20 protein-coding genes are annotated in these 20,806 nt (G+C 50.2%); 16 read left to right on the top strand and 4 right to left on the bottom strand.

Going from position 1 to position 20,806, the window contains the following annotated elements:
- Positions 1–37: 37 nt before the first annotated feature.
- The 8 genes from rpsL (at position 38) to AWQ22_RS10430 (ending at position 7,876) form a co-directional block, all read left to right on the top strand.
- Positions 38–412 carry a 30S ribosomal protein S12 gene (rpsL, locus tag AWQ22_RS10465; RefSeq protein ID WP_012307672.1) on the top strand — a complete coding sequence of 125 codons (375 nt, stop codon included), beginning with the start codon at positions 38–40 and terminating at the stop codon, positions 410–412.
- 225 nt (positions 413–637) lie between these two features.
- Positions 638–1,108, top strand: coding sequence for a 30S ribosomal protein S7 (gene rpsG / locus AWQ22_RS10460; RefSeq protein ID WP_012307671.1), 471 nt, complete (start codon positions 638–640; stop codon positions 1,106–1,108).
- A 216-nt stretch (positions 1,109–1,324) separates the two neighbouring features.
- Positions 1,325–3,406: an elongation factor G gene (gene fusA, locus AWQ22_RS10455; RefSeq protein ID WP_065711702.1), complete on the top strand. Its 2,082-nt coding sequence runs from the start codon at positions 1,325–1,327 to the stop codon at positions 3,404–3,406.
- 22 nt (positions 3,407–3,428) lie between these two features.
- Positions 3,429–4,658, top strand: coding sequence for an elongation factor Tu (gene tuf, locus AWQ22_RS10450; protein WP_065711042.1), 1,230 nt, complete (start codon positions 3,429–3,431; stop codon positions 4,656–4,658).
- A 157-nt stretch (positions 4,659–4,815) separates the two neighbouring features.
- The gene (gene rpsJ, locus AWQ22_RS10445) at positions 4,816–5,124 is read left to right on the top strand and encodes a 30S ribosomal protein S10 (protein ID WP_198016669.1); all 309 of its coding nucleotides are present in this window, start codon (positions 4,816–4,818) and stop codon (positions 5,122–5,124) included.
- Positions 5,125–5,277: 153 nt separating this feature from the next.
- The gene (locus AWQ22_RS10440; protein WP_012307668.1) at positions 5,278–5,916 is read left to right on the top strand and encodes an LON peptidase substrate-binding domain-containing protein; all 639 of its coding nucleotides are present in this window, start codon (positions 5,278–5,280) and stop codon (positions 5,914–5,916) included.
- 44 nt (positions 5,917–5,960) lie between these two features.
- A complete protein-coding gene (locus tag AWQ22_RS10435; protein WP_065711041.1) occupies positions 5,961–7,376 on the top strand; it encodes a GTP-binding protein in 1,416 nt (471 codons plus the stop codon).
- Between the two features lie 59 nt (positions 7,377–7,435).
- Entirely contained in the window at positions 7,436–7,876 is a 441-nt protein-coding gene (locus AWQ22_RS10430; RefSeq protein WP_065711040.1) for an OsmC family protein, read from the top strand.
- Here the strand turns inward: AWQ22_RS10430 and AWQ22_RS10425 are convergent.
- The gene (locus AWQ22_RS10425) at positions 7,873–8,811 is read right to left on the bottom strand and encodes a serine hydrolase (RefSeq protein ID WP_065711039.1); all 939 of its coding nucleotides are present in this window, start codon (positions 8,809–8,811) and stop codon (positions 7,873–7,875) included. The genes AWQ22_RS10430 and AWQ22_RS10425 overlap by 4 nt on opposite strands.
- Positions 8,812–8,878: 67 nt before the next feature.
- Here AWQ22_RS10425 and AWQ22_RS10420 point away from each other — a divergent pair, with 67 nt between their 5' ends.
- Entirely contained in the window at positions 8,879–9,460 is a 582-nt protein-coding gene (locus AWQ22_RS10420; RefSeq protein WP_065711038.1) for a DUF924 family protein, read from the top strand.
- Between the two features lie 55 nt (positions 9,461–9,515).
- Entirely contained in the window at positions 9,516–10,139 is a 624-nt protein-coding gene (locus AWQ22_RS10415; protein ID WP_065711037.1) for a ribonuclease H-like domain-containing protein, read from the top strand.
- 9 nt (positions 10,140–10,148) lie between these two features.
- Here AWQ22_RS10415 and AWQ22_RS10410 read toward each other — a convergent pair whose 3' ends face one another.
- Together AWQ22_RS10410 and AWQ22_RS10405 are read right to left on the bottom strand one after the other, a co-directional pair.
- Positions 10,149–10,700: a phycobiliprotein lyase gene (locus AWQ22_RS10410; protein WP_065711036.1), complete on the bottom strand. Its 552-nt coding sequence runs from the start codon at positions 10,698–10,700 to the stop codon at positions 10,149–10,151.
- Between the two features lie 89 nt (positions 10,701–10,789).
- Positions 10,790–11,542, bottom strand: coding sequence for a hypothetical protein (locus tag AWQ22_RS10405; RefSeq protein ID WP_030006684.1), 753 nt, complete (start codon positions 11,540–11,542; stop codon positions 10,790–10,792).
- Between the two features lie 153 nt (positions 11,543–11,695).
- Between AWQ22_RS10405 and AWQ22_RS10400 the strand changes: the two genes are divergently transcribed.
- Positions 11,696–12,085, top strand: a complete 390-nt coding sequence (locus AWQ22_RS10400) for a hypothetical protein (RefSeq protein ID WP_012307660.1) — start codon at positions 11,696–11,698, stop codon at positions 12,083–12,085.
- Between the two features lie 24 nt (positions 12,086–12,109).
- A complete protein-coding gene (locus AWQ22_RS10395) occupies positions 12,110–12,535 on the top strand; it encodes a hypothetical protein (protein ID WP_065711035.1) in 426 nt (141 codons plus the stop codon).
- Here AWQ22_RS10395 and hisD read toward each other — a convergent pair.
- On the bottom strand, positions 12,524–13,837 hold the full coding sequence (gene hisD, locus AWQ22_RS10390) for a histidinol dehydrogenase (RefSeq protein ID WP_065711034.1): 1,314 nt from the start codon (positions 13,835–13,837) through the stop codon (positions 12,524–12,526). The two genes, AWQ22_RS10395 and hisD, sit on opposite strands and share 12 nt — an antisense overlap.
- A gap of 239 nt (positions 13,838–14,076) precedes the next feature.
- Here hisD and rpsT point away from each other — a divergent pair, with 239 nt between their 5' ends.
- The 4 genes from rpsT to AWQ22_RS10370 all read left to right on the top strand — a co-directional run bounded on the left by rpsT (position 14,077) and on the right by AWQ22_RS10370 (position 20,774).
- A complete protein-coding gene (gene rpsT / locus AWQ22_RS10385; protein WP_012307657.1) occupies positions 14,077–14,376 on the top strand; it encodes a 30S ribosomal protein S20 in 300 nt (99 codons plus the stop codon).
- 75 nt (positions 14,377–14,451) lie between these two features.
- On the top strand, positions 14,452–15,231 hold the full coding sequence (locus AWQ22_RS10380; RefSeq protein WP_012307656.1) for a TatD family hydrolase: 780 nt from the start codon (positions 14,452–14,454) through the stop codon (positions 15,229–15,231).
- A 208-nt stretch (positions 15,232–15,439) separates the two neighbouring features.
- Positions 15,440–18,751, top strand: a complete 3,312-nt coding sequence (gene rpoB, locus AWQ22_RS10375) for a DNA-directed RNA polymerase subunit beta (RefSeq protein ID WP_012307654.1) — start codon at positions 15,440–15,442, stop codon at positions 18,749–18,751.
- A gap of 112 nt (positions 18,752–18,863) precedes the next feature.
- Entirely contained in the window at positions 18,864–20,774 is a 1,911-nt protein-coding gene (locus tag AWQ22_RS10370) for a DNA-directed RNA polymerase subunit gamma (RefSeq protein ID WP_012307653.1), read from the top strand.
- Positions 20,775–20,806: the final 32 nt, after the last annotated feature.

Raw genomic sequence — 20,806 nt, 5'->3', positions numbered from 1 at the left:
TGACCTACGTTAAACCATCCGCGTAGGGCAATTGTCCATGCCAACTATCCAACAGCTTATTCGTTCAGAGCGCTACAAGCTCAAGAAAAAGACTAAGTCCCCCGCTCTTAAGCAATGCCCCCAGCGTCGTGGCGTTTGCACCCGTGTGTATACCACTACCCCCAAGAAGCCGAACTCTGCGCTTCGGAAGGTGGCTCGTGTACGTTTGACTTCTGGCTTTGAAGTAACCGCTTACATTCCTGGCATCGGTCACAACCTCCAAGAACACTCCGTCGTCCTCATCCGGGGCGGTCGTGTGAAGGATTTACCTGGTGTCCGTTATCACATTGTCCGTGGTACCCTCGACGCGACTGGCGTTAAGGATCGGAAACAAGGCCGCTCCAAATATGGTGCTAAGCGTCCTAAAGAGTAATCTATCCGGTTGAATGATTGGCAAGAGTTGCGATCGCCAATTTTTCCTAGAATTTAGATTCTCCATTGAATTTATTTAAGCTTGTTGCGAACCTCCCAAAGCTCACGACTACTGGTGGAGTGTTCCCTTTATATAAAATTGCTGCCCCTATTTTAAAAATCGCGCCTAGGCCACCTAGCGCAACCACCCTAAGAAAACCCTCTATCTGTAAAAGCATAGAAAAGTATGTCTCGTCGCTCAGTTACTAAAAAGCGTGTTGTGCCGCCTGATGCCGTGTACAACAACCGTCTTCTCAGCATGACTATCCGCCGTGTGATGAAAAGCGGCAAAAAATCCTTGGCAGCACGGATTGTTTACGATGCCCTCGACATCATCAAAGAAAGAACTGGCAGCGATCCCATCGAAGTCTTTGAAACAGCAATCCGTAACCTGACTCCCCTCGTGGAAGTTAAGGCCCGTCGTGTTGGTGGCGCAACCTACCAGGTGCCCATGGAAGTCCGCCAAGGCCGGGGTACTGCTTTGGCCCTCCGTTGGTTAATCGGCTATGCTCGGCAACGCTCCGGTAAAAGCATGGCGATCAAGCTTGCCAACGAATTGATGGATGCAGCCAACGAAACGGGCGGCGCCATCAAGAAGCGGGAAGATACCCACCGGATGGCGGAAGCGAACAAGGCTTTTGCCCACTACCGCTACTAAAAACAATCTATGCCGGGGAAGATTTCAGTTTGTTTTTCACAACAAAAAATCCCCCGGTGCTAGACGAAACGAAACAGCAAGACTATAATAATGAGTCGCCATTGCTAAGAAGTATTAAGCAACTGTTTTCATCATCATTTTTCGGCGTGCACACTTTAAAGAGATTTTTTTTGATTGTGCGATCGCCTTTAGAAAATCAGTTTGCAGGAGGTCATCGTGCCACGTAGCATCGCCCTAGAACAAGTCCGTAACATTGGCATTGCCGCGCATATTGATGCGGGTAAAACCACGACAACTGAAAGAATTTTGTTCTACTCCGGGATTGTCCACAAGATCGGAGAGGTTCACGATGGCAACGCAGTGACCGACTGGATGGAACAAGAACGGGAGCGGGGCATTACAATTACCGCTGCCGCGATCAGCACGAGCTGGCGTAACCACAAAGTTAATATTATTGACACCCCTGGACACGTTGATTTCACTATTGAAGTAGAGCGCTCGATGCGGGTGCTCGATGGTGTAATCGCAGTTTTTTGTTCCGTTGGTGGTGTGCAACCCCAATCAGAAACCGTTTGGCGTCAGGCTGACCGGTACCGCGTGCCCCGGATTGCCTTCGTCAATAAGATGGATCGCACCGGCGCAAATTTCTTTAAAGTTTATGAGCAAATCCGCGATCGCCTCAAAGCCAATGCCATCGCGATTCAGATTCCCATTGGTAGCGAAAGCGAATTTCAAGGCATCATTGACCTGGTGAAAATGCGGGCCCATATCTACAAAGATGATATTGGTCAGGACATTGAAATCACAGAAATTCCCGCAGCATTACAAGATAAAGCCGCTGAATATCGCACGATTATGATCGAGGCGATCGCCGAAAGTGACGAAAGCCTCCTGGAAAAATATTTAGAAGGAGAAGCCTTTACCGAAGCAGAAATCATGGCCGCACTCCGGCAAGGAACCATTGCCGGGACGATTGTTCCCTTGCTGTGTGGCTCTGCCTTTAAAAACAAAGGTGTACAACTCCTCCTTGATGCCGTTGTCGATTACCTGCCCTCCCCCCTAGATGTCCCCCCCATCCAAGGGGAACTCCCCGATGGCACCCTAGGCGATCGCCCAGCCGATGACGAAGCCCCCTTTGCCGCTTTGGCCTTTAAGATCGCCTCTGATCCCTACGGTAGACTCAGTTTTATCCGTGTCTACTCCGGCGTTATCGAAAAAGGCAGCTATGTCTACAACTCCACAAAAGACCAAAAAGAACGAATTTCTCGTCTAATTGTCCTCAAATCCAATGAACGGATTGAAGTTGACGAACTTCGTGCCGGCGATCTCGGTGCCGTCATCGGCATGCGTGACACAATGACTGGTGACACCCTCTGCGAGGCAAATGACCCGATCATCCTCGAATCCCTCTACATTCCAGAACCTGTCATTTCCGTCGCCGTCGAGCCGAAGACCAAACAAGATATGGAGAAGCTCTCTAAAGCGCTCCAAGCCCTATCCGATGAAGACCCGACCTTTCGTGTCAGTGTCGATCCGGAGACCAACCAAACAGTAATCGCAGGGATGGGAGAACTTCACCTCGAAATCCTTGTGGACCGCATGCTGCGAGAATTCAAAGTTGAGGCAGATGTCGGTCAACCCCAAGTCGCCTACCGGGAGACAATTCGCCAGAAAGCAGATGCCGAAGGTAAATTTATCCGTCAGAGTGGCGGCAAAGGCCAATACGGCCATGTTGTCATCCAGATTGAACCTGGAGATGAAGGCAGTGGCTTTGCGTTTGAATCAAAGATTGTTGGTGGTGCCATTCCGCGTGAATACATCCCGTCTGTAGAACAGGGGATGAAAGAAGCATGCGAATCTGGTATCATCGCAGGCTACCCGATGATTGATCTCAAAGCCACCCTGCTTGATGGCTCTTTCCACGACGTGGATTCCTCAGAGATGGCGTTTAAGATTGCCGGTTCTATCGCAATCCGTAATGCCGTTGACCAGGCCTCTCCCGTGGTGCTAGAACCTGTCATGCAGGTTGAGGTCGAAGTCCCTGAGGAATTCCTTGGTGACATCATGGGTGACCTCAATGCCCGTCGGGGCAACATCCAAGGTATGAATTCCGAAGAAGGCCTGGCTAAGGTTTCTGCAAAGGTTCCACTGGCAGAAATGTTTGGTTACGCTACCGATATCCGTTCAAAAACCCAAGGACGTGGTATCTTTTCGATGGAATTCAGCAACTACGATGAGGTGCCTCGCCATGTGGCTGAAGCCATCATCGCAAAAAACAAAGGGAACGCAAACTTTTAACGATTAAGGAATAACGAAACTCATGGCACGCGCTAAGTTTGAAAGAAACAAAGACCACGCCAATATTGGTACTGTTGGCCACGTTGACCACGGTAAAACAACGCTAACCGCAGCGATCACTATGGCCTTAGCGGCTCAAGGTGGCGGTAAAGCGAAGAGCTATGAAGATATCGACGCGGCTCCTGAAGAAAAAGCGCGTGGTATCACCATCAACACTGCCCACGTAGAGTACGAGACAGAAAATCGTCACTATGCTCACGTTGACTGCCCTGGTCATGCTGACTATGTGAAAAACATGATCACTGGTGCAGCACAGATGGATGGCGGTATCCTTGTGGTTTCTGCAGCCGATGGCCCGATGCCCCAGACCCGTGAACACATCCTCTTGGCCAAGCAGGTTGGTGTACCTAGCCTTGTTGTTTTCTTGAACAAAGAAGACCAAGTTGATGACGAAGAACTCCTTGAGTTGGTTGAACTTGAAGTTCGTGAATTGCTCAGTGAATATGACTTCCCTGGCGATGATATTCCGATCACCACTGGTTCTGCGCTCAAGGCAGTAGAAGCCCTCGTTGCTAACCCCAACGTCAAGCGTGGCGAAGACAAGTGGGTTGACAAAATTTTGGCCCTGATGGACAGCGTTGACGAATACATGCCCCTGCCTGAGCGGGATGTTGACAAGCCTTTCTTGATGGCCGTAGAAGACGTCTTCTCCATTACTGGTCGTGGTACCGTTGCCACCGGTCGGATCGAGCGTGGTCGCGTTAAAGTTGGCGAAACCATCGAAATCGTTGGGATTAGAGACACCCGCAGCACCACCGTTACTGGTGTTGAAATGTTCCAGAAGACCCTCGATGAAGGGATGGCTGGGGACAACGTTGGTGTACTCCTCCGTGGTGTACAAAAAGATGATATCGAGCGCGGCATGGTCCTTGCTAAGCCCGGTTCTATCACCCCCCATACCAACTTCGAAGCTGAGGTTTACGTTTTGACTAAAGAAGAAGGTGGTCGTCACACGCCTTTCTTCCCCAACTATCGTCCTCAGTTCTACGTCCGGACAACTGACGTAACTGGTACCATCTCTGCTTTCACCGCCGATGATGGCTCTAGCGCTGAAATGGTTATGCCTGGCGATCGCATCAAGATGACCGTAGAACTCATCAACCCCATTGCCATTGAGCAAGGGATGCGTTTTGCGATCCGTGAAGGTGGCCGCACTATCGGTGCTGGTACCGTTTCTAAGATCCTGAAGTAAGCTTAACGGCTGAATTCACTGGTGGGGAGCGGGTTTAAACCATACGCCTACTCCCCATTCAGACTCAAAACCTAGCTTGGTAAAATTACACAGCCGCTTTTTCGACGTGTGATTTGTAATCTATCCTGCACCTTGACAAATAAAAACAATGGCAACTCTGCAACAGCAAAAAATCCGGATTCGTTTGAAAGCATTTGACCGTCGCTTACTCGACACATCTTGCGAAAAAATTGTTGATACCGCTAACCGTACCAACGCAACGGCGATCGGCCCAATTCCTCTTCCCACGAAACGTAAAATTTATTGTGTGCTCCGCTCTCCCCACGTCGATAAAGATTCCCGGGAGCACTTCGAGACCCGGACTCACCGTCGCATTATTGACATTTACCAGCCCTCTTCTAAAACCATCGATGCTTTGATGAAGCTCGACCTACCGGCTGGGGTAGATATCGAAGTGAAACTCTAGGCTAAGGCCAATATTTTTCAACCTTAAAAAAGTCATCTTTGAATGATATTCAATCTGGGTCTTTTCTGAATTTATTTCGGGGAAGACCCTTTCCGTTTCCCTTAGGTTTTGTATATCCGCTACAGTATAAACAGATCGTATTTGTCACCGCCCATGACCTCTTTTTCCGTTGCTGTCCGAGAACTACCGCTTTTCCCGTTACCGGAATTGGTGCTGTTTCCATCGCGGCCTTTACCGCTCCATGTGTTTGAGTTTCGGTACCGCATTATGATGAACACGATTTTGGAGCATGATCGACGTTTTGGGGTATTAATGGTCAATCCTGTGGATGGCACGATCGCCAATGTGGGTTGTTGCGCAGAAATTGTCCACTGTGAAAAATTACCCGATGGCCGAATGAAAATGTTGACGATTGGCCAACAGCGATTTCGGGTTTTAGATTATGTCCGTGAAAAGCCCTACCGGGTCGGTTTGGTGGAATGGATCGAAGATGATCCAACGACAGGCAATTTATCTTCTTTGGCGGTGGATGCAAAACAGGTGTTAATGGATGTGGTGGGTTTATCGGCTAAGCTCGCCGGCCAAGATCTAGAGCTACCGGAGGAATTGCCGGATCTGCCACGGGAATTGTCTTTTTGGATTGCGGGTAGTTTGTATGGCGTTGCGGAGGAGCAACAAGCCCTCTTGGAATTACAAGACACCCAGGAAAGATTGCGGCGGGAGGTGGAAATTTTGACTTCTACGAGAAATCATTTGGCGGCCAGAACAGCGTTGAAAGATGTGTTTGAATAACTGAGATTGTCCCTAGATAGTCATGGAAAAGTTGTATTAAAGCGATGGTGGACTGGTCACAGACGGATTTGGAAGGGGCGATCGCCAACTTTTCAGAGATTCAAACGGAAATCAATTACCAACACGCCCAGGATGTACTCCGCCAGGCATTGCAACATCTGGATCTCACCCAGACAGAACAACAGGGTTTAGAGGGGGAAATTGCCCAGCTTTCACAGATGCTGGATAAATTAGAACAAACTCGTCTGCAAATCGCGGCCTTTGGTTTGGTGGGACGCGGCAAATCCTCGGTCTTAAATGCACTGTTAGGGAAAGAGGTTTTTCAGACCGGGGCCCTCCATGGTGTCACGACGGATATTCAGCAGGTGCCTTGGACATTGCAGACGGAGGCGATCGCCAATAGCGAAATTCAACGGGCGACTTTTTTTCGGGAAGGTCAAGGACGTTTAGAGTTGATCGATACCCCAGGTATTGACGAAGTGAACGGCGAAACCCGCGAACAGCTCGCTAAACTGATTGCCAAGCAAATGGATTTATTGCTGTTTGTCATCGCTGGGGATATGTCACGGGTCGAGTTTGAAGCCTTGTCCCAGCTCCGGGATGTGGGCAAGCCGATGATCTTGGTTTTTAACAAGGTAGATCAATACCCCAGCACTGACCGAGATTTGATTTACCAAACTATATGTGATCGCCGGGTGAAAGAATTGCTCTCCCCCGCAGAAATTGTCATGGTTTCAGCGGCTCCTCTCATCACCAAAATCACTACCGATGCCACGGGACAACGCCACATTCTCCGAGAACGGGGCACCGCGAATGTAATTGATCTCAAGTTGAAAATTCTTGAAATCCTCGACCGGGAGGGAAAAGCCCTTTTAGCGCTCAATTCTATGCTCTTTGTGGATCGGCTCCATGGCCAACTGACCCAACGCAAACTTCTATTGCGCGCCCAGGCAGCGGATCGCCTCATTGAACGGGCGATGCTCACCAAAGCGGTTGCTGTGGCTTTAAATCCCGTGACAGTCGTGGATGTATTTAGTGGGGCGGTGGTAGATGTGGCCCTAATTATTCGTTTGGCCCAGTGGTATGGTTTGCCCTTAAACCAACGGGAGGCGATCGCCCTCCTCCAGAAAATTGTCTTGAGTATGGGCGGCATTAGCCTTGGGGAAGTGCTGGCAAATCTTGGCCTCAGCTCCCTGAAAACCGCCCTGGGGGTTAGTGCGCCACTTACGGGAGGATTATCGGTCATGCCTTATCTTTCTGTGGCGGTGACCCAGGGGGCGATCGCCGGACTCACGACCCAAATTATCGGCAAAAGCACCCAAACCTATTTAGCCAATGGTGGTTCCTGGGGGGACGCTGATCCGAAAGTCGTCGTTAAAAACATCATTGAATCTTTGGATCGAGACTCTATTTTGCACCGACTACGCCAGGAACTCACGGCCAAATTACAGCCCCAATAGAGCATCCCAGAAAATCACCGCTACCATGATTGTATCGATACATAATTTTTTAGTAAAAAATGACGAGCCAACCTCTTCCCCACTATTACGCCGTCCAGGCTAGGGCAAGCAACACTAGCAACGTCACCCTCGAAAGTACTGGCCTGAACGCCATGGAGTCTGCTCCTCCTGTAGAATTCGGTGGGCCAGCAGGATATTGGTCGCCAGAAACTTTATTGGTAGCGGCGATCGCCGATTGTTTTATCCTCAGCTTTCGGGGGACAGCCCGGGCCTCTAATTTTGCTTGGGAATCTTTGCATTGTTCCGTGGCGGGCACCCTAGAAAAAGCGGATCGTTTGACCCAATTTACCCATTACCAAATTACCGCAACCCTCATGATCCCCCCGGAGAGTGACCCCGCCAAGGGCGATCGCCTCCTCTATAAAGCAGAAGCCAATTGTTTGATTACGAATTCCCTTTCAGGCACCGTCTCCCTTGAGACCACCATTCAGGTGTGTTAAATCTTGGCGATCGCCCCCAGGATTTTCTGGGAAAGGAAAGGGAGAATGGCGCGATTTTTTGCATTGGCTTCCCCTTCTGTGAACACAACCAATAAATAGGGTTGCTGCCCCGGCACTTCGATATAGGCCGCATCATGGCGAGCACGACTCGTCCAACCCGCCTTCGACCACAGTTGACTACCGTCCGGGAGTATTTCCCCCAAGAAGCCTGTTACTTGATTTTCTTCGTCAAATTCCTGGAGATCTGCCGGATCAAGGGAACGGTTTAATACACGGATCATACTTTGGCAGCGCTCCCGGGAGACGGCGACGCCGCCCATAATGCTATGGAACAACCGGGCGATCGCATTGGTGGTGAGCAGATTGCGATTTTCGTAGTTTGGCCCCAAAAACTGCCGTTCGCGACCATAGGGGCCATTGCTCCAAGGCTTCTGGTTGACATTGATCGGCGTCAGCTCTTCCCAGCCGAGAGACTGATAATAGCGATTGATAATATTTCGCTGGTGGCTCCAGGTTTGCAGGGGTTCCGGGGGGAGTTCTGGGCCGCTGGTTGTCCCTGTCAGGCTATCGACAATGTAGCTGGTGGCATCATTACTCGACTCAACGATCATGTCCTGGATCGCCCGCTCTAGCTCGGTGCTGTCCTGGAGCATTCGTCCCTCTAGCCATTCGTGGATCGCCACTAAATAAAAAAGTTTCACCACACTCGCCGGATAAAGGCGCACATCACCCCGATATTGAAACCCCCGGACTGGGTGCTCCCAAAAAGCTTCTGGGGAAAGGGCACCATCGGTATTGACCACCACCGGATTGTCATAGACCAACCACGTTAGGGCAATTTGTTCAGGACTCAGGCTGGGAAATTTGCGCCAGGTCGTCTGTAAAATTTGCTGTCCTAGTTCCGTGAGGCGATCGCAACTTTGATAGAACGGCACACCCTCTCTCCTTGCTTACATTAATGGTAAGATTCTGGCATATTTTCAGTGGGAGGCACGGTTATCGATGGCGGAACCCTGGCAAACGGTCTTAAATTTTTGGTTTGGCCGACCTGATGCGCCGGATTATGGTCAACCCCGCAAAGAATGGTTCCGCAAAAACCAAGCATTTGACAATGCCGTTGCTGAAACCCTAGGGCCCTTATACCAACGGGCGATCGCCGCAGAATTTAGTACCTGGCGTGATGCCCCCGAATCTTGCTTGGCTTTAATTTTGCTTTTTGATCAAGTGCCCCGCAATCTCTTTCGTGGTGATCCCCAAGCCTTCGCCACAGATCCCCAAGCATTAACCCTAGCGAAACAGGCGATCGCCCAGAAATTTGATCAAGATCTTTTGCCAATTCAACGGGTATTTCTCTACCTTCCTTTTGAGCACAGCGAAAATCTTGATGATCAATGCCAATCTCTCGCCTTGTTTTGTCAACTGGGAAAAAATACTGAAATGGGCAGCGATTTTTTAGAATATGCCCAGCGCCACTTTGACGTTATTCAGCGATTTGGGCGTTTCCCCCACCGCAATCAAATTTTGGGCCGCACCAGCACCGAGGCCGAATTGGCCTTCCTCGCCCAACCAGGTTCCTCCTTTTAGCGGGCGACCCTAGAACGACTGCGTCATTTTTTTATTTTAAACTTAGACCGAAACCATGGATCAATTTGCACTTTTTGACCAAGACCTCAGCCCCGAAATTTTAGAACGCTACCTCAAATCTGGGGCGATCGCCGTTGATACCGAAACCATGGGCCTCAATCCCCACCGCGATCGCCTTTGTCTGGTGCAACTCTGTGATGATGCTGGCTATGTCAGTGCGATTCGCATTGCCCAGGGTCAGACCGCCGCTCCCAACTTAAAAGCCCTAATGGAAGCCCCTGAAATCACAAAAGTTTTTCATTTTGCACGATTTGATCTTGCCCAACTACGCCATGTCTTTGGCATCGAAACTCGGCCTTTTTTTTGCACTAAGATTGCCAGCAAATTGGGCCGCACCTACACTTCTAGCCACGGTCTCAAAGCATTGGTCAAAGAATTAATGGGCGTCGAACTAGACAAATCAGCCCAAAGCTCTGACTGGGGAAATGTGGCGGCCCTCAGCGTGGAACAGCTCAAATACGCCTCAAACGATGTGCGCTATCTCATTCCGATGATGCACAAGTTGATGGCCATGCTCCAGCGCGAAAACCGTTGGCCCCTGATGGAAGAATGTCTCCGTTGTCTCCCCACCTTTATTAGTTTAGATCTTGCTTTTTATGACAATGTTTTCGAGCACTAAAAGCGTTCGTTAATTACTGGCTTCAGCGGTGACTTCTGCACTTTTTTCGGGTTCAATGATCCGACGAATTTCTGAGTAAAAAGCAGTCTGTAAAACGCCTGTTTTATTCGTGACGATGTTGGTTCTGAGGCGGAGATTTTCATTGCCAAACCATTGCCGCTCGATAATTTTCACTTCTCCCGCTTCCAGGGTAACGATCAGAATTTGATCTTCCCCAAGGCGATACCGACCCTGGGCAAAGGTACGCTCATCCAGGCTGAAGGCTTGCCCTTGGGTCGGCTGGTCGGGATTAATCACAAAGGCAAATAAAGAACTGCCAATCGCTTTCGGTTTGCCCCAATCTACGGAGGTGTCCCAACTGCTCTGGAAGACACGCCAATGTTCATTGGGAGCCTGGGCGATCGCCGTTGCAAAACGACTCACTTCAGGGTGATCGAGGGGCAGTAGCTCAAAGGCTAAGTTGGCTTTGCCATTATCAGGCTCCGGGTGATGGGCTTGATAAAATGTGCGCTGGGCGAACCAATTGCCCGCACTCTGATGGATAAAGGCGTTGATATCCATAAAAACAGTTACAACAGGATAAAAGTCAGAATTCGATCCATCATACCGGACTGCCCCAGGGCTGACAAAAGTCAGTTATTCCCAGTAAGTTACTCCCAGTAAAAATCGTCATTGCGCACGGTTTGGGGGGTGCGATAGTTGTAAGGCTCGATGCTTAGGGCACTGCTGAGGATTAAATCCAGGTCACGGTCAGCATCAAAGGCGATTACTTCACCGCTGCTATTACCGCCAAGCAACCACCCCCCGAGGGCACCGAGGCCGCCACCCAGGAGAATTTCGCCGAAATCAATGCTGCGATCGCCTGTGAGTAAAGCAATAATCGCTGCCGCCCCAGCCCCGATCGCTGCCCCTTCTAGGAGATCACCGCCATCGGCACCTTGGTTAATATTTTCAACTCGGTCATTGACCCGGGATTCAGCATAGATACGCTGGGTGTCGTTATTATCAAAAATTAAGCGTTCAGCAATAAATTGGGAACCGCCCCGCACGGGTCGAATTTGTCCTTCAATTTCTGTGCCATAGGGAATTAAAATCTGGCCATTGCGATCCCGCAGGTTGGCGGCTACTTCCACGGTCAAATCAAGGGTTTCTTCAGAAGACACGAGAATGCGCTCGGCGTCAGGGTACATCACCGGAATACTCGTCCCCCGCGCAATGGTGATCGTTTGGCCGTAATATTGGCCCTGGCGTTGAATGGTCGTGTTGCGGTTCGACTGGCGTGGAAAAAGCTGGGCCTGGGCTGGATTTAGTGCAGCAAAGGGGGCGATCGCCGTACTCAAGAGCAAGGCACTCAAACAAGTAATGGTGCCGGTTTTCCCAGGAGAGATTGAAGTAGTAGACATGGCAAATATCCCTTTACTGAATAATTAAACTGAAAAACTGATTTACATAGGTCAGTCTTTAAAGACGCGCGCTTGGGGTCGTTTGTTTCCAATGGCCAGAGCATCCCTCGTTATAATCATAGGCATTCCCTTGAGAAGGCCCAGAATTTTTGCATGTTTGGACAGTTTCAGCAGAGTAACATTCGCCTCGAAATCAACGCTTCTAGCCAGACCATCCGCGAGAGCCTAACCCAACCCCAACAACTTAAACAATGGCTCTGGTTGCAGCGCTGGCCGGAGCTGCCCGCCCAATTGACAACGGGGACGACCTTTACGACCCAGATTGGGGTTGTGCCGATTCACCACACCGTTGAGACGCTCCATGACCACGGGATTCGCTTCCTATTGCGCCAGGGGATTGACGGTTTTCATGGGTGGTCTTGGGATGATGGCTGGCTCCAGTCCCATTTAGAAGGCGTTTCTCTGTTACCGTTAAATTTGGGTCAGACAGTAACGCTGCTCAGTTTACGTCGTTTCATCGAAACCAAAGCAGCAAAATCGTAAACAAAATTTCTGTGTGAATCATTTATGGAAAGGGGATTATTGTGGCTGCCGCTATTGGCGCTATTTATCGGGCTAGCCTGGGCTGGTTGGGCCGAATACCAAAAAATTGAGGCCTATCAACGGTGGGCAGAAGGTTTTGATCAAGCGAAATATGATCTGTATTCGATTCTGGGTTACCGCAATGGTCAGATTACCTACGGTAAAGCGACCCGGCGAGGCATGGTGGATCTGCAAACGGTGGCGATCGCCTCGATCCAAAAAATTGCCCTACGTGTTGATCAACAAGTGATTGATCGCTTAGACGATCCAGAAAAATTACCTCGCCAGGGAAAAGCCTTTTTATTACTCGAAACCCAGGATCAAGGAACCCTCGAAATTCCCTTTACCCAAATTGAATTAGCCGCCCAATGGGGCCTGTATCTCCGCAAATTTCTGGGGTTAGGGATCTAGAGATTGACCTTTCTGGGTCCGCAACCGCACGGAATCCCCATGGGAGGGCAGACCTTCGGCTTCGGCCAGGGTTTGTACGGCGCTGGCAACGTTTTGGAGTGCCTTGGCAGAATATTGAATAATACTGGAGTGCTTCATAAAAGTTTCTACCCCCAGAGCCGAGGCATAACGGGCTGCCCCAGCCGTCGGTAGAGTATGGTTTGGCCCGGCGAGATAATCTCCCACCGCTTCCGGGGTTGAGTGGCCCAGGAAAATCGCGCCAGCATGGCGAATTAAGGGTAATAGTTCCCAGGGTTCTGCCACTTCCAGTTCGAGGTGTTCTGGGGCAAAAAGGTTAGAGAGTTCCGCTGCTTTCTCCAGGGAATCTACCACCACCACGAGGCCATAGTGGGCGATCGCCTTTTCGGTTAACTCTTGACGGGGGTGATTTTCTAACTGTTGGGCTACCGCTGCTTGTACCTGTTCGGCGAATTCTTGGTCAGGGGTAAGGAGGATCGCCGCTGCTAGGGGGTCGTGTTCTGCCTGGGCGAGCAAATCTGCCGCCACATGGGTCGGGTTCGCACTATTATCTGCAATCACCAGCACTTCCGAAGGCCCTGCCAAGGAATCGATCCCCACGCGACCGTAGACCATTTTTTTAGCAAGGGTGACGAAAATATTCCCCGGCCCAGTAATCACATCCACTGCCGGAATTGTTTCGGTACCGTAGGCGAGGGCGGCGATCGCCTGGGCTCCCCCAACGCGATAAATTTCCTCAATGCCTGCTTCCTGGGCCGCAACCAAAACCGCCGGATTGATTTTGAGATCTGGCCCTGGGGGCGTCACCATCACAATTTTTGGCACACCAGCCACCTTTGCTGGAATCGCATTCATCAGCACCGTGCTCGGATAGGCCGCGCGGCCCCCTGGCACATATAGACCCGCTCGATCCACAGCCGTATAACGTTTACCTAAAACCACATCATTTTGGCCAAACTGCACCCAAGATTTGGGTACCCGTTGGCGGTGAAAGGCTTCGATTTGGCGACTGGCTAGTTGGATCGCCTCTAGCAGGGGACGATCAATTTGTTGGTAGGCCGCATCTAGCTCGGCGGCAGAAACCCTTAATTTTTCGGGGGTGAGGGTTTGGCGATCAAATTTTGCCGTGAAATCAACCAACGCGCGATCGCCATTATTTTTCACCGCTGTGACAATCTCTTTCACCGCCGCCTCTTGGGTTAGAGCTACATCATGGGAGGTGCGGTTCGCAATACGTTGTAACTCAGAAGGGGCATCAGTCTGCTGATAGAGAATGCGCAGCATAGAAAATATCAATCACTCATTGCTTAAAATCTTGTCTCATTCTACTGAATTTTCCTAACCAATGGCAGCCATTCCGCGCTTATCCTCAGTTTTCGTGGTAGAATTTCACCTCTGAAATTAGAGACTTCCAACTCCTAACCTAAATTCTGCGGTGATTGATCTCAGTGGGGCAACTTTTGCTACAATGAGATTTTTGATCATCTATATTTATCTGTCCACCTAAATTAACCTAGACCACTGTGGCTAATATTAAATCTGCGATTAAGCGTATCCAAACTGCTGAACGTAATCGTCTCCGCAACAAATCCTATAAGTCTGCGGTCAAGACCCTCACCAAAAAGTGCCTCCAAGCGATTGAACAATATGCAGCGGCTCCCTCTGCAGATGCCCAGGCAGAAGCACAAAAATATCTCTCTGCAACCTACAGCAAAATTGATAAGGCTGTAAAACGGGGAGTTTACCATCACAATACGGCTGCCCGGAAAAAGGCACGGCTCGCAAAGGAATTTAAACAAGCAACTGGACAAGTGGCCGCCTAGGACGAGAGAGCGGTCGCGTTCTCTGGGGTTTTCCCTATTTGCTAATCATTTGAAGGAGCCGCTGTCACTTTTACCATGCAACTTGTTGACACCCATGTGCACATCAACTTCGATGTTTTCCAAGAAGATATCGAGGCGATCGCCAGTCGTTGGCGTGCCGCTGGTGTTGCCCACTTGGTTCATTCCTGCGTCGAACCCCAAGAGTTCACTGAAATTCAAGCCCTGGTTGATCGGTTTCCGGAGCTAAAATTTTCTGTCGGCCTGCATCCCCTCGATGCAGATAAGTGGACAGAGACCATGGCTGCAGAAATCAAGGCCTTGGCCCAGAGTGATTCGCGGATCGTTGCCCTTGGGGAAATGGGCCTAGACTTTTTTAAGGCGGAAAATCACCGTCACCAGGAAAAAGTACTCAGGGCGCAACTTGAGCTGGCGGCGGAACTCGATTTGCCGGTGATCATTCACTGTCGTGATGCAGCGGCAGAATTGTTAGCAATCCTCAAAGAGTTTCAGGCGAATGATCAACCCGTGCGCGGTGTAATGCATTGTTGGAGTGGCACCCCCGAAGAAACTCAATGGTTTCTTGACCTTGGTTTTTTCGTTAGCTTTAGTGGTGTGGTGACTTTTAAAAATGCTGAACAGGTCAGGGATTCCGCTCGTCTAGTGCCCGATGATCGCCTTTTGATCGAAACAGATTGTCCTTTTCTTGCCCCTGTACCCAAACGGGGAAAGCGAAATGAACCAGCCTTTGTCCGCCATGTGGCAGAATACCTTGCCCAATTACGGGAAACTTCTTTGGAAACCCTTGCCCAACAAACGACAGCTAATGCCCGCCAGCTGTTTCGGCTGCATTTCTAAATATCTTTTTTATTTTGTCGGCATTCTCGTCACCTTAGGGGTCAACCTAGGGATCAGAGAAGGTCGCATTCTGCTGTAGGAGCCTTTGTCCCGGACTATCATTGAAGGGCCTTTTGACTTCTACACAAACTCTCTACCTAACCCAAGGCGATCGCCTGCCATCTGCTGCACCATTGCCTCCCAGTTATCCCGACCCAAGATAATACCTATGACTCATATCACCCAAAGCCTGCTTCCTGATCTAATTGATATTCAACGGTCAAGCTTTCGTTGGTTCCTTGAAAAAGGGTTAATTGAGGAGCTCAACAGTTTCTCGCCCATCACCGACTATACCGGCAAATTAGAGCTGCACTTCATTGGGGAAAAATACCGTCTCAAAGAACCCAAGTACAGCATGAGTGAGGCCAAGAGTCGGGATAGCACCTATGGTGTCCAGATGTATGTGCCCACCCGCCTCATCAACAAAGAAACTGGCGAAATCAAAGAACAGGAAGTCTTCATTGGGGATCTGCCTCTGATGACAGACCGTGGTACCTTCATCATCAATGGTGCAGAACGGGTAATCGTCAACCAAATTGTGCGATCGCCTGGGGTTTATTACAAATCCGAAGTCGATAAACATGGTCGTCGCACCTACTCCGCATCCCTCATTCCTAACCGTGGGGCATGGTTGAAATTTGAGACAGACAAAAACAACATTGTCTGGGTGCGGATTGATAAAACCCGTAAGCTTTCAGCCCAGGTACTCCTCAAGGCCATGGGTCTATCCGACAGCGAAATCCTTGACGCCTTGCGCCATGCTGACTTCTATCAAAAAACCCTCGAAAAAGAAGGCAATCCCAGCGAAGAAGAAGCACTCCTCGAACTCTATCGCAAGCTCCGCCCCGGTGAGCCTCCCACGGTCAGCGGTGGTCAGCAGCTATTAGAATCCCGTTTCTTCGACAACAAGCGCTACGACTTGGGTAAAGTCGGTCGTTACAAAATCAATAAAAAGTTACGGCTCAACATCCCCGATACCGTACGGGTACTTACCCCCACCGATATCCTCTCGGCGATTGATTATCTTATTAACCTAGAATTCGATACCGGAAACATTGACGACATCGATCACCTGGGCAACCGTCGTGTCCGGTCCGTGGGGGAACTCCTACAAAACCAAGTACGTGTTGGTCTAAACCGTCTTGAACGCATCATTCGTGAACGCATGACTGTCAGTGAAGCCGACACCCTAACACCAGCCTCCTTGGTTAACCCAAAACCCCTTGTTGCGGCGATTAAGGAATTTTTCGGCTCCTCCCAGCTTTCTCAGTTTATGGATCAAACCAATCCACTCGCTGAGTTGACCCACAAACGGCGTCTATCCGCCCTCGGCCCTGGTGGTTTAACCCGTGAACGGGCCGGCTTTGCTGTGCGAGATATTCACCCCACCCAGTATGGTCGGATTTGCCCTGTAGAAACCCCAGAAGGTCCCAACGCTGGTCTCATCGGTTCCCTAGCAACCTATGCCCGCGTTAATGAATATGGCTTTATCGAAACGCCCTATTACAAAGTCGAAAACGGCAAAATCCTCTTTGACCAAGGCTCTGTTTACCTCACAGCAGGCGAAGAAGACGATCTGCGGGTTGCCCCCGGCGATGTACCACGGGATGAAGACGGTAACATTCTCGGTGAAACAGTTCCCGTGCGTTATCGTCGCGAATTCTCGACCACCACTCCCGAACAAGTGGACTATGTGGCAGTTTCGCCCCTACAAATCGTCTCTGTTGCAACCTCACTGATTCCCTTCCTAGAGCACGATGACGCAAACCGTGCCCTGATGGGTTCTAACATGCAACGGCAGGCTGTTCCCCTCCTCAGACCAGAACGTCCCCTTGTTGGCACCGGTCTGGAGGCACAAGCAGCCCGTGACTCTGGGATGGTTATTGTGTCCCGGTGTGATGGTGTTGTTACCTTCGTTGACGCTACCGTAATCCGCGTGCAACCAACCGGTGAAGGCACCGAGGACGCCGCTGAAATTGTTTATCCTCTGCAAAAATATCAGCGTTCTAACCAAGATACTTGTCTTAATCAGCGTCCCCTTGTAGACATTGGTGAAGATGTTGTCGCTGGTCAGGTTCTCGCGGATGGCTCCGCAACTGAAGGTGGTGAAATTGCCCTCGGTCAAAATGTGACCATCGCCTATATGCCCTGGGAAGGCTACAACTACGAAGACGCAATCCTCATCAGTGAGCGCCTTGTCTATGACGATGTGTATACCAGTATCCACATTGAAAAATTCGAAATTGAAGCCCGTCAAACAAAGTTGGGGCCTGAAGAGATTACCCGTGAAATTCCCAACGTTGGGGAAGATGCCCTGCGTCACCTCGATGAACAAGGGATTATTCGCATTGGTGCTTGGGTAGAATCTGGTGACATTTTGGTTGGTAAAGTCACTCCGAAAGGGGAGTCCGATCAGCCACCAGAGGAGAAACTCCTACGGGCAATTTTCGGGGAGAAGGCACGGGATGTACGGGATAACTCCCTCCGCGTTCCCAACGGTGAAAAGGGACGTGTAGTTGATGTCCGCGTCTTTACCCGTGAGCAGGGCGATGAATTACCCCCGGGTGCCAATATGGTGGTTCGGGTCTACGTGGCTCAAAAACGAAAAATCCAAGTTGGGGATAAAATGGCAGGCCGCCACGGGAATAAGGGGATTATTTCTCGGATTCTCCCGATTGAGGATATGCCTTACTTACCCGATGGTTCCCCTGTCGACATTGTGCTCAATCCCCTAGGGGTTCCCTCCCGGATGAACGTAGGCCAGGTTTTTGAATGTCTCCTAGGCTGGGCCGGCGAACATCTCAATGCTCGCTTTAAGATGATGCCTTTCGACGAAATGCACGGAGCTGAAGCATCACGGGAAACCGTACATGGCAAAATTCGCGAAGCAGCGAAAAAGCCAAACAAAGACTGGGTCTTTAATGAAGATGAACCTGGCAAAATCCAAGTCTACGATGGTCGGACTGGGGAATCCTTTGATCGAGCCGTGACTGTCGGTAAAGCGTACATGCTTAAGCTTGTTCACTTGGTTGACGATAAGATCCACGCACGTTCTACGGGGCCGTACTCTCTGGTGACGCAGCAGCCCCTTGGTGGTAAAGCCCAGCAGGGTGGTCAGCGCTTCGGGGAAATGGAGGTTTGGGCTCTCGAAGCTTATGGAGCCGCCTATACTCTCCAAGAGTTACTCACGGTGAAATCCGATGATATGCAAGGACGTAACGAAGCCTTAAATGCGATTGTTAAAGGGAAGCCGATTCCTCGCCCAGGTACTCCCGAATCTTTCAAAGTTCTAATGCGAGAATTACAATCCCTGGGTCTCGACATTGCTGTTCATAAAGTGGAAGCAGCCGATGATGGTACCAGTCGTGATGTGGAAGTAGATTTGATGATGGACAATCAACGTCGCGCCCCTAATCGGCCTACCTATGAGTCAGTCACCAATGAAGATCAAGAGGATTTAGTAGAAGAGGCAGCAGAGTAAGCATCCTTAAAAGTAGTGGGGCCAGCATTTTGCCAAATGTGCCCCATGCTTTTTTAAGCTTGCATAGGCCAAATTTTATTCGTCGAGTCGTTTTTAAAGAGCAGTTACGGGCATGAAAAGTCAACAAGAGCAACATTTCGATTACGTCAAAATTGGTATTGCTTCTCCTGAACGGGTACGCCAGTGGGGAGAGCGGACTTTACCAAATGGTCAAACCGTCGGCGAGGTCACAAAACCAGAAACCATTAACTACCGGACGTTAAAACCGGAAATGGATGGTTTATTTTGTGAGCGAATTTTTGGCCCGGCCAAGGACTGGGAATGCCACTGTGGTAAATATAAGCGGGTTAGACACCGGGGGATTGTCTGTGAGCGTTGTGGCGTAGAGGTCACTGAATCTCGGGTGCGTCGTCATCGCATGGGGTACATCAAGCTCGCTGCGGCAGTTACCCATGTTTGGTATCTCAAGGGGATCCCCAGCTACCTCAGCATTTTGCTGGATATGGCACTGCGGGATGTGGAGCAGATTGTTTATTTCAATGCCTATGTCGTCCTCGATCCGGGTAATGCGACTAACCTCAGCTATAAGCAACTATTGACGGAAGATCAGTGGTTAGAAATTGAAGAGCAACTCTACAGCGAAGATTCTCAGTTAGAGGATGTGGAAGTTGGCATTGGGGCCGAGGCGATTGAGCGTTTGCTGCAAGAGCTTGAGTTAGAGGCGGTTGCTGAGGAACTACGGGAAGGCATTGCTAATTCTAAAGGTCAAAAACGAGCGAAGTTAATTAAACGTTTGCGCGTTATTGATAACTTTATTGCGACTGGGGCACGCCCTGAATGGATGGTTCTGAACAGCATTCCTGTCATTCCACCGGATCTGCGTCCCATGGTGCAGCTCGATGGGGGCCGCTTTGCCACCTCCGATTTGAATGATCTTTATCGTCGCGTTATCAATCGAAACAACCGTCTCGCTCGATTACAAGAAATTCTGGCGCCGGAAATTATCGTCCGCAACGAAAAACGGATGCTGCAAGAGGCGGTGGATGCGCTAATTGACAATGGTCGTCGTGGTCGGACAGTTGTCGGAGCGAATAACCGTCCCCTCAAGTCTTTATCGGACATTATTGAAGGGAAGCAAGGTCGTTTCCGGCAAAACCTCCTTGGGAAACGGGTTGACTATTCTGGTCGTTCTGTCATCGTGGTTGGGCCAAAGCTGAAAATTTATCAGTGTGGTCTGCCCCGTGAGATGGCCATTGAACTGTTCCAGCCTTTTGTGATTCAGCGACTGATTAAGAGCACTATTGTCAGCAATATTAAGGCGGCAAAGAAGCTGATTCAACGGGGGGATGAAAGTGTTTGGGATGTGCTCGCTGAAGTAATTACGGGTCACCCTGTACTACTCAACCGGGCACCAACGCTACATCGACTAGGGATTCAGGCTTTTGAACCGATTCTCGTGGAGGGTCGCGCGATTCAGTTGCACCCGTTGGTTTGTCCTGCGTTTAACGCTGACTTTGATGGCGACCAAATGGCGGTGCACGTGCCTTTGTCTTTGGAGGCCCAAGCTGAGGCTCGTCTGTTGATGCTGGCTTGCCATAATATTCTTTCGCCCGCTACGGGTAAACCCATTGTGGCTCCTTCCCAGGACATGGTTTTAGGTTGTTATTATTTGACGGCGGAAAATCCAGGGGCACAGCGGGGTGCGGGACGCTACTTTAGCAGTATGGATGATGCGTTGCGGGCCTATGAGCAAGGGGATGTGGATTTGCATGCCTATGTATGGTTGCGCTACCTCGGCGATGTTGAGACCAATGAGGCGGATGATCGGGTGTTGGAATCTGAAACGTTAGAGGATGGTTCTATTTTGAAAATTTACCGTGAACGGAAGGTTCGGGAAACGGCAGAGGGTGAAATGATTAGCCAGTTTATCCGCACAACGCCGGGACGAATCATCTACAACAAGACGATCCAAGATGCCCTTGATCTAACCGAGCGGACGCTCCCAGAAGGACTACCTGTATAAGGTGACTGTAAACGGAAAGAAAAGGGCGATCG

The sequence above is a fragment of the Picosynechococcus sp. PCC 7117 genome (assembly GCF_001693275.1).
Lineage (GTDB): Bacteria > Cyanobacteriota > Cyanobacteriia > Cyanobacteriales > MRBY01 > MRBY01.
This window is presented reverse-complemented; position numbering and strand designations above follow the sequence as displayed.